Origin of the sequence: Komagataeibacter diospyri (assembly GCF_006538165.1) — a bacterium.
Taxonomy (GTDB): domain Bacteria; phylum Pseudomonadota; class Alphaproteobacteria; order Acetobacterales; family Acetobacteraceae; genus Komagataeibacter; species Komagataeibacter diospyri.
In genome coordinates this window covers 109,535-124,095 of the sequence record NZ_BDLU01000029.1, presented here as the reverse complement: position 1 = coordinate 124,095, position 14,561 = coordinate 109,535, and the positions used below count along the sequence as shown (strand labels likewise).

Sequence of the window (14,561 nt, the reverse complement as noted above, 5' to 3'; positions counted from 1 at the left end):
CTTTCACACCAGCGGCGCAGACGCCGGTGCACGTTTTTCCAGTCCCCGAAACGGGCAGGAAGGTCGCGCCATGGAATGCCCGCGCGATAGCGATACAGCACCGCCTCCACGAACAGACGGTTGTCCGCCGCAGTGCCGCCGACATAGCCTTCTCGACCGGGAAGAAAATCCTTTATCCGCTCCCACTGGTCATCGCGTAAACTATAGCGCCGCATCTGTCTGTCTCCCCAAAAAACGGGAAAACAGTCAGCACACGCAGACACAAAGTACAACCCTCACGTGCCACACTCAGGGCTTAACTGACGACACGCCGTAGTGGAATTGGTAATGCATTGGAAATCAGGGAATATGCGTGTATTGCCGAATTGAATTATAGGTGAATTGCGCAATTGCGGGAATCTCTCTCAGTTCAAGCTTAAGTAATTCGCTTCTTGGGCGGAGATAGGATCCCGCTCTTATGTTTTCTGCTGCGGCTGAGAAATGGGCGAAAATTGCCTGACGGAGCAAGCAGTCTGGTTTGCCCTTTAAGACCATGCCGTGACAGTGGTTATGCGAGGTAGCGCCGCAAAAGTGGAGTTTGCGCTGTGGGGATGACCGTGGGGTTATCAGCGGGATCATTTACCTGATCCATAACGGGTTTCAATGAACAGTCGTATGCAAAGGGCCCCGGATTGCACGAGACGCTGTATAACCGGTTTATCCGCTGGAGCGTGCGTGGTGTATTCAGGAAGGTCTTCACAATATCTGGTGGCCCAGGCCGGTAATCCGGAATGCCTCGTGATCGATATACATATCGCAAGGCGCACCGGACGACAGTCTTACGGCGCAAAAAGGGGCAGTGCCCCACGGAACCGGACGCATACACGGTGGCCTGAAATCGTAGCGTCATGCCGTCTGTGACGGCGTGTTTTGCCTTATCCCGAGTTTTATTCAGGGCAGATGCTTGATGCTCATGCGGCAGGATTATGTCTTCAGTCGCACCATGACCACTTTCGGATGATGGCCGGCTGACGATACCGGAATCGGTTATCAGGTTGCTCAGGCGTATAGTCAAAGTTGCGGGCGTCGAAATTTACACCTGCGTAATCAGATGTGCGCCAACCGCGGTCGAGGTTGGCGCGTCTGCCTGCTTTTCCAGACATATGACCAATAATGCAGTGCGCAGGAACAGCCTGCCCGGGGCAGGGCGGGCTGCCCCAGCCTATGCGCGCCGATCCGGGATCGGGTTGGGAAGATGCATATTTGATATTGCAATTCACTATCAATTGCTAAATAAGCTGCCGGAAACCGTCACAGTGTGAGCTTTGATCAATGAGTCTTCGTACGCTTTGCCTGAGCACAATCTGCGCCTCCAGCCTGCTGGCGGGTGTGGGGGCTCCGGTGGCATCCCGCGCTGCAACGGATGGAACCGGTGCCGTGCAGCAGGGAAAACCGGCTGCCACGCGGCGTGCGCAGCCAGCCCATGCCCCCGTAGACAATGCGGGCGCACAGGCAGGCGCTACACCGGAAGGAACCCCGGACAGGCACGAGGACATTGTCGTTACTGCCGCGCGCAGGAACCGCATGTATGTCAGCAGTGGGGGCGATCTGGGCGCGTTGGGCAAGAAGAACGGGCTGGATGTACCTTTCAACATCCGCAGCTACAATTCCAGCCTGATCCTGAACCAGCAGTCACAGACACTGGGCGACGTGCTGCTGAACGATCCCACCGTGCGCACGACGATGGGCTATGGCAATTACGCGCAGCTGTTCCAGATCCGCGGCTTTACGCTGTATGGCGATGACGTGGCGATTGACGGTCTGTATGGTGTAACCCCACGGCAGCTTGTCTCGCCCCAGCTTTATGATTCAGTGCAGGTGCTCAACGGCGCCAGCGCGTTCCTCAATGGCGCGGCCCCCGGTGGTTCGGCTGTTGGCGGCAACGTCAATCTGATCCCCAAACGGGCAGCGGTGACGGATATCACGCGTATCACCGGCGATTACACCAGCAGCGGGCAGGGGGGCGGCGCGTTTGACATAAGCCGCCGGTTTGGCCGCGACCATGCCTTCGGCTTCCGCTTCAACGCCGCCGGCATGGATGGGGAAACGGCGATCAAGGGCGAACGGCGCGACGATGTGGCCCTTGGTGCGGCCTTTGACTGGCATAATGACGACACGCGCATCGACATGAACATGAATTACCAGAAACAGCAGGTTTATGGCGGGCGCAGCGCGATCATCGTCTCCAGCCTGGCGGATGGCATGCCCGCGCCCAAGGCAACCGCGCCGTCGGAAAACTGGGGGCAGCGCTGGGCCTATACCGATCTGAGCTACCTGTTCGGCACGCTGAATATCGAACATGATTTTGGCAGCCACATCACGGCGTATGGCAAATTCGGTGCGCAGGGCGGCAATGAAATGGGCAATTACGCCACCACCACGCTGACCAATTCCCGTACTGGCGCAGGCAGCGTGGGGGCCATGGCGGATGCGTACAACGTCATGAACGAGGCCACGCAGGCCGGTATCCATGCGCATGTCACCACTGGCCCGATCAAACATGAAATCAACGCGGGCGGGTCGGCAATATGGGAAGAATCAGACGCCGCCTATTCCATGAGTCTGACGTCACAGGCGGGCAACATCTATCACCCCACGCAGTTCACCCCTCAGGAAACCTATAGCGGTGGCAACCTGAACAACCCCGGACGCGTGGCGTGGAACAAGCTGTACAGCCTGTTCCTGTCGGATACCATGACGTTCTGGCACGATCGCATCGCGCTGACGGGCGGGTTCCGGTACCAGGATATCCTGTCGGATTCATTCCTGTATGGCAGTGGCAAGCTGGATACGCATTATGATGCGGCGGCGTTCTCGCCGGTCATTGGTCTTGTCATCCATCCGGTCAAACATGCCGCCCTGTATTTCAACCGTATTCAGGGGCTGTCGGCGGGGCAGACGGTGGGGGCGACCTACGTCAATGCCGGGCAGGTTTTCGCCCCGTACCAGAGCACCCAGTACGAAGTCGGCGCGAAATATGACGTGGGCCGCTTTGCAGCAGGTGTTGCGTTTTTCCAGACCGGCATGCCGCAGGGCATGACCGAAGCCTACGGCAATACCGGACAGATGCTGTACACACAGAATGGCCGACAGCGTAACCGGGGCATGGAACTGACCTTCAATGGCGAAATCCTGCGCGGGCTGCGCTTCAACGGTGGCCTGACATTGATTGATGCCAAACAGATGAATACGGCGGGCGGTGAATATAACGGCAAGACCGTGATCGGCGTGCCGAATTACACCATCAACGGTAACCTTGAATACGACGTGCCGTTCGTGAAGGGTCTGACGCTGGTTGGCCGTGTCATCAGCACCGGCAAGCAGCAGTTCAACAGCATGAACACGACGCACCTGCCCGCATGGTCACGTTTCGACCTTGGGGCGCGCTATACCTTCCTTGCGGCAAAGAAGCCGCTGACCGCACGCTTTGAAGTCGATAACATCGGGAACCAGCGCTACTGGGCCTCGGTTTACCAGAGCGACCTGGTCATGGGGGACCCGGAGACCTTCAAGTTCTCGATCAGTGCTGATCTGTAAGAAGGCAGACGGAAGTCATAAAAGTTTTCAGGCGCTGCCTTTTTTTTTAAAAGGTGGCATTACCTGAAGGTTTTGGAAAAAAGCTTGCCAGAACTTCTTTATTTTAGATTACGGTTTCTGGCCGCAATCCTCGATTGCGACCGGAAACCATAATGTGCGTATCAGTGAATGACCCCGCAGGCCACGCGATCCCCCGCGCCACCAATGGGCTGGGTGCGATAGTCATCGGGATTGGCGTGAATGACCAGCGCCGAGCCATCGGCATCCAGCAGGGCAGGGCGGCCATCCCCGGCGTTGAGTGATACCAGCGTGGAATACATCTCCACCGTGGCCGTCCCGTCCTGACCCACAAACAGGTTGGGCAGGTCGCCCGCGTCATTGGCGTTCGCGTTCAGCAGGCCATGCACCACGGGTGTCGCTGCATGGACATGTGCCCCGGCGGAGGTGAACTTCGGCGGTCCGCAATCGCCCTTTTCATGGAAATGGATACCGTGCCAGCCGGGGATCAGCCCTCTGGCTTCGATACGCAGCAGCACGCCCTTTGGCGCTTGCGTGATGTGCAGGGTGCCGTGGTCGCTGCCGTCATTGCCAATCAGCTTGCCCGACGCGGTATCCGCGGCATGGGCCATGGTGGGCAGGGTAGCCAGTCCGGCAAGGATCGTCAGCAGTTTCAGGCGTGGTGTGAACATGGTCTTTATCCTTATTCCCGTTCGCTCGGATGTTTAGCGTGCCGGAATTAAGACCGGTTCGCAATAACCTGGAACCTGTCCTGTATTCCCCAACCGTCATGCATGATGTCCGAACCCGTGCGCGAACAGGGTAGTGGGCACGAAAGGGAACTGCATTCACTTTGTGCTGAACTGGTGGGACGCCATGCCATGGAATGCATTCCATGTGGCTGTTGCGCATGGTGTGCTGAACATCCCCACGCGCCGGGGTGGCGGGTGGGGAAACGCGGAGGGTTCCCATCCATGGCTGCGCGCTGTATGCCCACACGATCCTTATCATGACATTGCGGCCCATGAAGATCGGTTTCCTGTTCAACCACGACTGTATCCATCAGGTCTCGCATACCGCGCCGATCATCTGTGAACTGGTGGCGCTGGGGCAGGATGTGACGGTCATGACCTCCACCCCCGCGCAGGAAGCGCATGTGCGCCGGACCATTGCGCCATGCATGGACCGCGTGCGCTTTGTCCGCATTGATATCGGGCCGGTGTCGCAGGCCATAAACGTGGTGGCGCAGGCGGTCGTGCCCTTCCGCCGCATTGCGAACCTGCGTGAAAACGTGGACCTGTTTCGTGGGTTTGACGCGCTGGTGGTGCCGGAAACCACATCGGCCCTGCTGAAAAGCCACTTCAACCTTGATATCCGGCTAATCTATTTCCCGCACGGGGCGGGGGACCGTTCCATCGGCTTTCGTGACGTGACCCGGTTTTTCGATCTTGTGCTGTTGCCCGGGGCCAAGACGCGCGACCGCATGCTGGACCGGCAGCTGATCCGCCCCGGCCACCACGCCATTGTCGGCTACCCCAAATTCGACACCGTGGACATGGCGGCACATCCGCGCCTGTTCGACAATGACCGGCCCACGGTCCTATACAACCCGCATTTTGACCCGGTCCTGTCGTCGTGGTGGGATATGGGGATGGATGTGCTGGAATGGTTCGCGCGGCAGGATGACTACAACCTGATTTTCGCCCCCCATGTCATGCTGTTCCGGCGCAGGCTGCATACATCGGTCGAACACCGCCGCGTGCGCCTGCGCCGGATGATCCCCGAACGCCTGCGCAACCTGTCGCATATCCGTATCGATACCGGCAGCCGGAATTCGGTGGACATGTCCTATGTCCTTGCCGCCGACATCTATCTGGGTGATGCCAGCAGCCAGGTCTATGAATGGATCGCGCGTCCCCGGCCGTGCATCTTCCTCAATTCCCACGGTGCGCGCTGGCAGGACAATCCCAGTTACGCGCACTGGAACCTGGGGCAGGTGATCGACAGCGTCAGCGAACTGCCCCATGCCCTGGCCGTGGCGAAGGAGCGCCAGCGCGAATTCGCCCCACGCCAGCAGGCCGCGTTCGAGGCAACATTCCATACGGTCCCGGGCGAAACCGCCGCCCATCGCGCGGCACGGGAAATTGTTTCCTTTTTATTGCAGGATAAATCCTGCCCCCCTGAACCCCGGCGCTAGGGGGTGCTATGGTCCGCCGCTGGTCCATGGAATGGATGGGAAGGCCATGCGTATCGCCTATGTCATCAATACGTTCGAAGGTGGCGGTGCGGCCCTGCCCATCCCCGATATCGCCGGGGTCTTTCGCCAGTGCGGGCATGATGTGCATGTAGCCGCCCTGTGCCGGCGCAACGGGCGGGCCATGCCGGGCCTGCGTCGCGCGGGGCTGGAGCCCATGGTGCTGGCCGCGGATGGCGCCCCGATATCACGGCAGGTGGCCAGTCTGGATACATGGGTGCGCCATGTCCGGCCCACCCATATCTGGACATCGCTTACGCGTGCGACCCTGCTTGGGCAGATGGTGGGGGCATGGCGGCGTATTCCGGTGGTCAGCTGGCAGCATAATGCCTTCCTCCTGCCTGCCAACCTTGCGCTGCTGCGGCTGATGAAGGACCGCAGCCGGATCTGGGTGGGGGATTCCGCCCATGTCACCGCCCTGACCCGCAAAAGGCTGGCCCTGCCGGACAGCCGCGTGCTGTGCTGGCCCATTTTTCGCGCATGGTCCGATGTGGCGCCCGCGTCCGCGTGGCGACCGGGGGAGGAAGTGCGCATCGGCTCGCTCGGGCGGCTGCATGCCGGCAAGGGCTACGACGTGCTGTGCCGCGCGCTGGTCCAGTTGCGGGACGTGCCGGGCCTGCCGCCCTATCGTGTCACCATTGGCGGCGAGGGGGCGGAGCATGCGCGCCTGCAGGCTTTCTGCCAGCGGCATAGGCTGAATAATGTGCGCTTTGTGGGATATGTCGAGGACACGGCGGCCTTCCTGCGGCAATGCCATCTGTATGTGCAGCCATCGTTTTACGAAGGTTTCTGCATCGCAGCCCACGAAGCCATGAACATGGGGCTCCCGGTAATGGGCAGCAATGTGGGCGAAATGGGCCGTTCCATCGTGGAAGGGGTGACCGGCTGGAAACTGCCGCCCCGCCAGCCTGACGTGCTGGCCCGCAGACTGGACGCCATCCTGCGCCAGCCATGGCATCTGGCCGGCATGGGGCAGGCCGCGCGCGAATGGGTCATGCGCAGTTTCAACGCACAGGCCTTCAACCGTGCGGGGAGTGCGATCATGCAGCGCATGGCGGGGTAAGGGGTATGCAAGGGCAACGGAGGTGCGAAAAAAAGCTCGGGAAACCGCGCCTTGCGCCGCCCGTGCCCTCTGCCATGCGCCTGCAGGCGGCAGGAAGGGCCGATTTTTCAGTATTTCACGACTGGGGGAAAGTCTACCCCTTCCAATGAAGGGAAGGGGTACAGGGTCAGATGATGACGTCTGGCGGGCTTTGCTTGGTCAGCCTGTCATACTGCAACAGGGTGGTCAGAAGGTCTTCCATGCATTCCAGCGGCAGCATGGTCGCGCCATCACTTGGCGCGGTGTCGGGATCGGGATGGGTTTCAATGAACACTCCCGCAACCCCGATTGCCAGCGCGGCACGTGCCAGAATGGGCGCGAACACCCGCTGCCCGCCCGATGCCGACCCCAGGCCGCCGGGCTGCTGCACCGAATGGGTGGCGTCATAGATTACGGGATGCCCGGTGCCTGCCATGATCGGCAGGGCGCGCATGTCATTGACCAGCGTGTTGTAGCCAAACGACGTGCCGCGTTCGCACAGCATGATGCGGTCATTGCCGGTGGAAGCGACCTTGGCCGCGACATTGGCCATGTCCCACGGAGCAAGGAACTGCCCCTTCTTGATGTTGATGGCTGCCCCCGTCTGTCCCGCCGCCAGCAGCAGGTCGGTCTGGCGGCACAGGAAGGCCGGGATCTGCAGCACGTCGGCCACTTCCGCAACCGGCGCGCACTGGTCGGGCTGGTGCACGTCGGTCAGCACCGGCACGCCAAAGCGGGCGCGGACCTGTGACAGGATATCCAGTCCCTGCGCCATGCCCACGCCGCGCGCGCCGTTGATGGAGGTGCGGTTGGCCTTGTCGAACGAGCTTTTGTAGATCAGCCCGATCCCCAGCTTCGTTGTAATGCCATGCAGCGCATCGGCCACTTCATTGGCCTGCTGCAGGGATTCGATCTGGCACGGCCCTGCGATCAGCACGAAGGGGGCTTCGTTGCTGACCGTAAGGCTGCCGATGGAGACTGCGTGGTGGTCTGTCATCGCTTCGTCCCCGCCTTGTCTGCGGCCTTGGTCGCGGCTGCCTTGATAAAGCCGGAAAACAGCGGATGCGGGTCAAACGGCTTGGAAATCAGTTCGGGGTGGTACTGCACCGCGATGAACCACGGGTGGTCGGGGTATTCCACCACTTCGGGCAGGATGCCGTCGGGTGACATGCCCGAAAAGCGCAGGCCGGTCTTTTCCAACTGCTCGCGATAATGGTTGTTGACCTCGTAACGGTGGCGGTGGCGTTCGCGGATGTCGGTACGGCCATAGGTCTGGGCCGCCCGCGACCCTTCAGCCAGCCTGGCGGGATAGGCGCCAAGGCGCATGGTGCCACCCATCTCGCCGCCTTCGCGCCGGCGCAGCAGTTCGTTGCCGCGCGCCCATTCGGTCATCAGGCCAACCAGCGGCTGGTCGGTTGGCCCGAATTCGGTCGACGACGCATCCTTGATGCCCGCGAGGTTACGCGCGCATTCGATTACCGCCATCTGCATGCCAAAGCAGATGCCCATGAACGGTATGTTGTTTTCACGCGCGTATTTAACCGCGCGGATCTTGCCTTCCGACCCGCGTTCACCAAAGCCGCCAGGCACCAGGATGGCGTCGCTGCGGGCAAGGCTGTTCACCGCATCGTCCGATTTCTCGAAATCTTCCGCTTCCACCCAGTTCAGGCGCACGCGCGCGCGGTTGGCGATGCCGCCGTGCTGCAGGGCCTCGATCAGGGATTTGTAGCTGTCCAGCAGGGCGGTGTACTTGCCCACCACCGTCACCACGACCTCGCGGTCGGGATGGCGGACGGCGTCCACGATCTTTTCCCACCGCGTCAGGTCGGGGTCGGGGGTCGTGGGCAGGCCGAAATGGCGCAGCACCTCGGTATCCATGCCCTCGGCATGATAGGAAATGGGACAGGCATAGATCGTGTCCACATCGCGGGCCGCGATCACGGCCTGCGGGCGGACGTTGCAGAAACTTGCGATCTTGCGGCGTTCGTTTTCGGGTATTTCCCGGTCCGAACGGCAGACCAGCATCTGCGGCTGGATGCCGACATTCTGCAGTTCCTTGACGGAATGCTGCGTGGGCTTGGTTTTCAGCTCACCCGCCGCCGCGATCCATGGCAGCAGGGTCAGGTGGATGAACATGGTCTGGTCAGGCGCAAGGTCGTTGCGCAGCTGCCGGATGGATTCAAGGAAGGGCAGGCTTTCGATATCGCCCACCGTGCCGCCGATCTCGACCAGAACGAAATCCAGATCCTCGGTATCCGCCACGATCGTTTCCTTGATCGAGTCGGTAATGTGCGGGATGACCTGCACGGTCGCACCCAGGTAATCACCACGCCGTTCGCGCGCGATCACGCCGGAATAGATCTGCCCCGTCGTGGCATTGTCCGCCCGGGTGGCGTGCACACCCGTAAAGCGTTCATAATGGCCAAGGTCCAGATCCGTTTCAGCCCCGTCGTCGGTCACGAAGACCTCGCCGTGCTGATAGGGACTCATCGTCCCCGGATCGACATTCAGGTAGGGGTCAAGCTTGCGCAACCGGACCCGATAGCCACGGGCCTGGAGCAGGGCAGCAAGGGCAGCCGAAGCAATGCCTTTGCCGAGGGAGGACACCACGCCGCCGGTGATGAATACAAACCGCGTCATGGATGGCCTTTCTACACAGCTTGCGGCCCCGCTGCAAAGGCTACGATGCGCCATGGGGCGAAAAAATGAAAAACGCCCCGGCACAGGGTGGCGGGGCGTTGGTCATGTCTTGGGAAAATAGTGTAATATCAGTGTGTTGCGGCGGGGGCGGTCGAAGCGGGGGGCTGGGCCAGGATATCATGCCCCGCACCGGTCGACGCCCCACGGTTCATGACCGCAAGCGTCAGCGACAGCACCATGAAGGCCGTGCCCAGCACGGCGGTGGAACGCGTCAGCAGCGTCGCCGTCCCGCGCCCGGACATGAAGGAACCCATGCCCTGCGACCCGCCGATTCCAAGGCCACCGCCCTCGCTGCGCTGGATCAGGATGGTCCCGATCAGCGCGATGGTGACGAACAGGTGCAGTAGAAGAAGAACTGTGATCATGCGTCTTTCCAGTAGATCCCCGTCCGCCGCGCGGCAATCACGAAGCGCGGGCGGCGCGGACAAGCGGCGCGAAGGCGTCGGCCTTCAGGCTGGCATTGCCCACCAGCGCCCCGTCCACGTGTTCGACAGGCAGGATATCGGTGACATTGCGTGCGTTAACGGACCCACCATAAAGGATTTGGATCGTTTTGCCAGCATCACCGAACTGCCGCACCAGTTCGGCGCGGATAAAGGCGGACATGTCGGCAATATCCTGCTGCGATGCGGCCTGACCCGTGCCGATGGCCCAGATCGGTTCGTAAGCCACAATCCCCTTGAATCCCTGCGGCAGGGAGCCTTCAAGCTGCCAGCCCACGGTGGCCTGCGAATCCCCGGCTGAACGCTGGTCATCGTTTTCGCCCACGCACACGATGGGGGTCAGGCCCGCTTCCATGGCGGCGACCGTCTTTTCACGTACGGTTTCATCCAGTTCGTGGTGTTCGGCGCGGCGTTCGGAATGGCCAAGGATGACGTATTCCACCCCGAGATCCACCAGCATGGGGGCGGAAATGTCGCCGGTATGCGCGCCCGACTTATCCTTGTGGCAGTCCTGCGCGCCCAGCTTTATGCCAGCCTGCTTCAGCTTGGGCGCAAGGCGGGCCAGCTGCGTGAACGGCGGACAGACCACGACATCGGCCCGTGGAGTGAGTGCGGCCAGTTCCGTCGCCAGCCCGTCCACCAGCGCGTCGGCATCCGCGCTCAGGCCATTCATTTTCCAGTTGCCGACAATTATCTGCTTCATGTTTCCACTCCTGCGCCATGCCGTAACGTGCCGCCTGCGCGGTCCGTGGCATGGCTGTCATGGGGGCGCAGCCTACACCATGGCGCGCCCCCGGTTGCAACCCATGTGCGCCGCATCGCGGGCGTGCGTGCATCCTTGGTGCTGGTCAAACCGCTGGCGTGACCGTATGGTGCCCGACCGGAAAACAGGGCGCCCGTATGGGGACGCATGGTGCGCACGCCCTGTTCCATCCGGCTTTGTCTTGGTGCTGGCGCAGGGTTTTTCATGCTATCTTTTCTGTATCGCGTGTTTGTCGATTCATGGGTGGGACGCATCGTCGCCGGGCTGTTTTTCCTTGCGTTCATAGGTTTTGGCGTGGGTGACGTGCTGATGAACATCGGCACAGAACGCGCCGATGTCGTGGCCCGCGTGGGTGACCGACCCATTCTGGTGCAGTCGTACCAGAACGCGCTGCAGTCCGAGATGCCGCAGGTCGCGCAGTCCATGCACCTGTCCGACCCGTCACAGATCCCGGCCGCCACGCGCGAACAGATCGCCCAACAGGTGCTGACCCGCCTTGTGCTGCAGGCCGAAATTGCCGAAGCGGCCGACCGCCACGGCCTGATCGTGCCCGATTCCGTGGTGCGTGACGAAATCTTCTCCATCCCCGCGTTCAGGGGGCGTGATGGTCAGTTCGACCGCGCGCTGTTCAATGACCGCCTGCGACGTACCGGCATGTCCGAAGGGCGGCTGGTTGAGCTGGTGCGGCAGGAACAGGCGTCGCGCGTGCTGCTGCAGCCGATTCGCGACGGCGCCACCGTGTCCGACGTCATGACCCGCCGCCTGTTCGATTTTGAAGCCCAGACCCGTACCATCGACCTCGTGCGCGTGCCGTTTGACAGCCAGCCGGTCACGGCCACCCCCACGTCAGCCCAGCTTGCGCGCTACCACGCCAACCACCCGTGGGAATTCGTGGCCCCCGAATTCCGCCATGCCCGCATTGTCGTGCTGTCGGCGGATACGATCGGCCGCCAGATCGATATTTCGGATGAGGACCTGCGCAAGGCCTATGACGCGCAGGCCCAGACCTTCAACGCGCCCGAACGCCGCGACGTGCAGATCGTGACCGTGCCGACCGAAGCGCGCGCCGCAGCATTGCGTGCGCAGTGGACAGACGGCAGCGCATGGGCGCAGGTGCAGAAAAGTGCAGGCAAGGACGCGGCTGCGGTTGAACTGCCGGGCATGAAGGTGAGTGACGTGCCGTCAGCCGACCTTGGCAAGCAGATCTTCGCCGCACCCGCTGATGCGACACAGGGACCGATCAGGAGTGAGGGCGGCTGGGTCGTCTTTCGCGTGACCGGCATTACGCCTGCCCACACAACCCCGTTCGGGGACGTGCGCCAGGCCCTGCATGACCAGATCGCCCATTCCCGCGCGCAGGCGCTTCTGGCCGACCGGGTGCAGAAGCTGCAGGACACCATTGCCGGTGGCGGGCTGGATTCCATCCCCACCGACCTTGGCGCCACCGCCGTATCGGGCGACGTGGATGCGTCGGGCCTGACACATGATGGCAATCCTGCCCCCATTCCGGGCAGCGACGCGGTACGGCAGGCGATCGTGGCCCGCATCTTCGCGCAGGCGAAGGGTGCGAACCCCGAACTGCTGCAGGGGCCGGACGGTGTGTGGTACGCGGTATCGGTTGATGGCGTGACCCCGGGTCATACCCTGACGCTGGATGAGGCAGGCCCGCGCGTGAATGCCGCATGGCTGGCCGATGCCCGCCGCCACATGGCCGACCAGCAGGCCACCGCGTATTACACGCAGGCACAGGGGCAGGGCGGTCTGGGGCATGTCAGCCCCGCCATTGCCGGGCTGGAGCACAGCCAGCCGATTTCGCCCATGCAGCCCGCGCCGGAAATCCCGCGTGAAATCGCGGCCCTGATCTTCCGCCTGTCCCAGACGGGGCAGAGCGTGATGACGGAGGCGGGGGATGCGTATGTGGTCGCGACGCTGACGGCCATCAACCACCCCGATCCGGCCACGCAGAAGAACCTGTATGACCGCGTGCGTGCGGGTCTGACCCAGTCCATGGGCGATGATATCGAAATGGGTTACGGCAACGCGCTGGAAGGCGTGGTTAAGCCCAGGCCGAACAATGCCGCCATCCGCGCGGTCATGTCGGAAGTAACCGGCAGCCAGAATACGGGAACAGCACAGTGACAGCAGACGCCCAACGCCCCTCCTTACGGCCCGCTGATGCCGCCATGCGTGAGGCGGCTCTTGCCGACCTGCGCGCGGACAGGGGTACTGTGGCATGGCGGGTGGAGCCTGCAGACCTGCTGACGCCGGTTGCGGCCTTCCTGCGCCTGTCACGGCTTGCGCGCAGCCATGGCGGCGGCAATGGCGGGCATAACGCTTTCCTGCTGGAAAGTGTCGAAGGCGGCACGTCGCGTGGGCGGTATTCGGTCATCGGCCTGCTGCCCGACCTGATCTGGCGCTGCCATGACGGGCAGGCCAGCGTGTGTACCGACCCGTCGGCCCCCATTCATACCTTCACACCCGAAGCCGATGCCCCGCTGGTGTCCCTGCGCCGCATCCTGCACGAAAGCCGGATGGACCTGCCTGAGGGCCTGCCGCCCATGACCGGCGGCGTGTTCGGCTACCTTGGCTATGACATGATCCGGCAGGTCGAGCACCTGCCCGACATGCCGGTTGATGACCTCGACCTGCCCGAAGGCATCCTGATCCGCCCCAGTCTGTTCGCGATATTCGACACGGTGCGCGACGAACTGCTGCTGGCAGCCCCCCTGCGTCCCACGCCGGGCCAGACGCCGGAGGCCGTGTGGGATGCGGCGCAGGGGCGTCTGCAACAGGCCCGCGCGGCCCTGTCCACCCCGGTCGAACTGCCCGACGGGGTGGAGGGGGAGATTGCTGCCCCCGTGCCGCAATCCACCATGACGCGGGAGGAATTCTGCAATGTGGTCCGCAGGCTGCAGGATTACATCGCGGCAGGCGATGCTTTCCAGATCGTGCCCAGCCAGCGTTTCAGCGCGGCGTTCAGCCTGCCGCCATTCGCGCTGTACCGCGCGTTGCGGCGGATCAACCCGGCCCCCTTTCTGTTCTACCTTGACCTTGACGGGTTCAGCCTGGTGGGGTCATCGCCCGAAATCCTGGTGCGCCTGCGCGAAGGCACCATGACCGTGCGTCCGCTGGCGGGCACCCGCCCGCGTGGCCGCACGACGGAGGAAGACCTGGCGCTGGAGGCCGAACTGCTGGCCGACCCCAAGGAACGCGCCGAACATCTGATGCTGATCGACCTTGGCCGCAACGATGTGGGAAGGGTGTGCGAACTGGGTTCGGTCAGGGTGACGGAGCAGTTCGTGATCGAACGCTTCAGCCATGTCATGCACATTTCGTCGAACGTGGAGGGCAGGCTGCGTCCCGACCTTGAGGCACTGGACGCGCTGATGTCGGGCTTCCCTGCAGGCACGCTGACCGGTGCACCCAAGATCCGCGCAATGGAGATCATTGACGAGGTCGAACCCACCCGTCGCGCCACCTATGCCGGATGCATCGGCTATTTCGGTCCCGATGGGGACATGGATACCTGCATCGGCCTGCGCATGGCGGTGGTCAAGGACGGGCGGATGTACGTGCAGGCAGGCTGTGGCGTCGTGGCCGACAGCGTGCCCGACGCGGAATATGAGGAAACCCGCCAGAAGGCCCGCGCCCTGTTCCGCGCGGCGGAGGAAGCGGTGCGTTTCGCCAGCGGCGACGACGCATAAGGCGTTTTGATGGCGGGCGCGTACATGATAAGGAAGAGGGAGA

General features: G+C 62.4%; 12 protein-coding genes. 5 read left to right on the top strand and 7 right to left on the bottom strand.

All coding sequences use genetic code 11. The features are described 5' to 3' along the window. Positions 1-215, bottom strand: a 215-nt coding sequence (locus tag MSKU9_RS05530; protein ID WP_141260337.1) for a transposase, incomplete at its 3' end; no start/stop codon positions are given. A 1,096-nt stretch (positions 216-1,311) separates the two neighbouring features. Here MSKU9_RS05530 and MSKU9_RS05525 point away from each other — a divergent pair. Beyond that, on the top strand, positions 1,312-3,576 hold the full coding sequence (locus tag MSKU9_RS05525) for a TonB-dependent receptor (protein WP_141260336.1): 2,265 nt from the start codon (positions 1,312-1,314) through the stop codon (positions 3,574-3,576). A gap of 161 nt (positions 3,577-3,737) precedes the next feature. On the opposite strand, the gene sodC is transcribed toward MSKU9_RS05525, so the two are convergent. Then, positions 3,738-4,265, bottom strand: coding sequence for a superoxide dismutase[Cu-Zn] (sodC, locus tag MSKU9_RS05520; protein ID WP_141260335.1), 528 nt, complete (start codon positions 4,263-4,265; stop codon positions 3,738-3,740). A gap of 317 nt (positions 4,266-4,582) precedes the next feature. Here sodC and MSKU9_RS05515 point away from each other — a divergent pair, with 317 nt between their 5' ends. Together MSKU9_RS05515 and MSKU9_RS05510 are read left to right on the top strand one after the other, a co-directional pair. Further along, on the top strand, positions 4,583-5,770 hold the full coding sequence (locus MSKU9_RS05515; protein ID WP_141260334.1) for a hypothetical protein: 1,188 nt from the start codon (positions 4,583-4,585) through the stop codon (positions 5,768-5,770). 46 nt (positions 5,771-5,816) lie between these two features. Beyond that, positions 5,817-6,890, top strand: coding sequence for a glycosyltransferase family 4 protein (locus MSKU9_RS05510; protein WP_141260333.1), 1,074 nt, complete (start codon positions 5,817-5,819; stop codon positions 6,888-6,890). Positions 6,891-7,056: 166 nt separating this feature from the next. Here the strand turns inward: MSKU9_RS05510 and kdsA are convergent, their stop codons facing one another. The 5 genes from kdsA to MSKU9_RS18050 form a co-directional block, all read right to left on the bottom strand. Beyond that, complete coding sequence (gene kdsA / locus MSKU9_RS05505; RefSeq protein WP_141260332.1) at positions 7,057-7,905, bottom strand: 3-deoxy-8-phosphooctulonate synthase; 849 nt, start codon at positions 7,903-7,905, stop codon at positions 7,057-7,059. After that, positions 7,902-9,548, bottom strand: coding sequence for a CTP synthase (locus tag MSKU9_RS05500; RefSeq protein ID WP_141260331.1), 1,647 nt, complete (start codon positions 9,546-9,548; stop codon positions 7,902-7,904). The genes kdsA and MSKU9_RS05500 overlap by 4 nt, the downstream gene beginning before the upstream one ends. A 128-nt stretch (positions 9,549-9,676) precedes the next feature. Continuing rightward, positions 9,677-9,973 (bottom strand): preprotein translocase subunit SecG, encoded by a 297-nt coding sequence (gene secG / locus MSKU9_RS05495; RefSeq protein ID WP_141260330.1) that lies wholly within the window; start codon positions 9,971-9,973, stop codon positions 9,677-9,679. Between the two features lie 37 nt (positions 9,974-10,010). Next, positions 10,011-10,754 (bottom strand): triose-phosphate isomerase, encoded by a 744-nt coding sequence (tpiA, locus tag MSKU9_RS05490; RefSeq protein WP_141260329.1) that lies wholly within the window; start codon positions 10,752-10,754, stop codon positions 10,011-10,013. Next, the gene (locus MSKU9_RS18050; protein ID WP_162515724.1) at positions 10,751-11,020 is read right to left on the bottom strand and encodes a hypothetical protein; all 270 of its coding nucleotides are present in this window, start codon (positions 11,018-11,020) and stop codon (positions 10,751-10,753) included. The genes tpiA and MSKU9_RS18050 overlap by 4 nt, the downstream gene beginning before the upstream one ends. Between MSKU9_RS18050 and MSKU9_RS05485 the strand changes: the two genes are divergently transcribed. Then, the gene (locus MSKU9_RS05485; RefSeq protein ID WP_141260328.1) at positions 10,962-12,953 is read left to right on the top strand and encodes a peptidylprolyl isomerase; all 1,992 of its coding nucleotides are present in this window, start codon (positions 10,962-10,964) and stop codon (positions 12,951-12,953) included. The two genes, MSKU9_RS18050 and MSKU9_RS05485, sit on opposite strands and share 59 nt — an antisense overlap. Before the next feature lie 44 nt (positions 12,954-12,997). Continuing rightward, positions 12,998-14,518: an anthranilate synthase component I gene (trpE, locus tag MSKU9_RS05480; RefSeq protein ID WP_193557644.1), complete on the top strand. Its 1,521-nt coding sequence runs from the start codon at positions 12,998-13,000 to the stop codon at positions 14,516-14,518. Positions 14,519-14,561 lie beyond the last annotated feature (43 nt).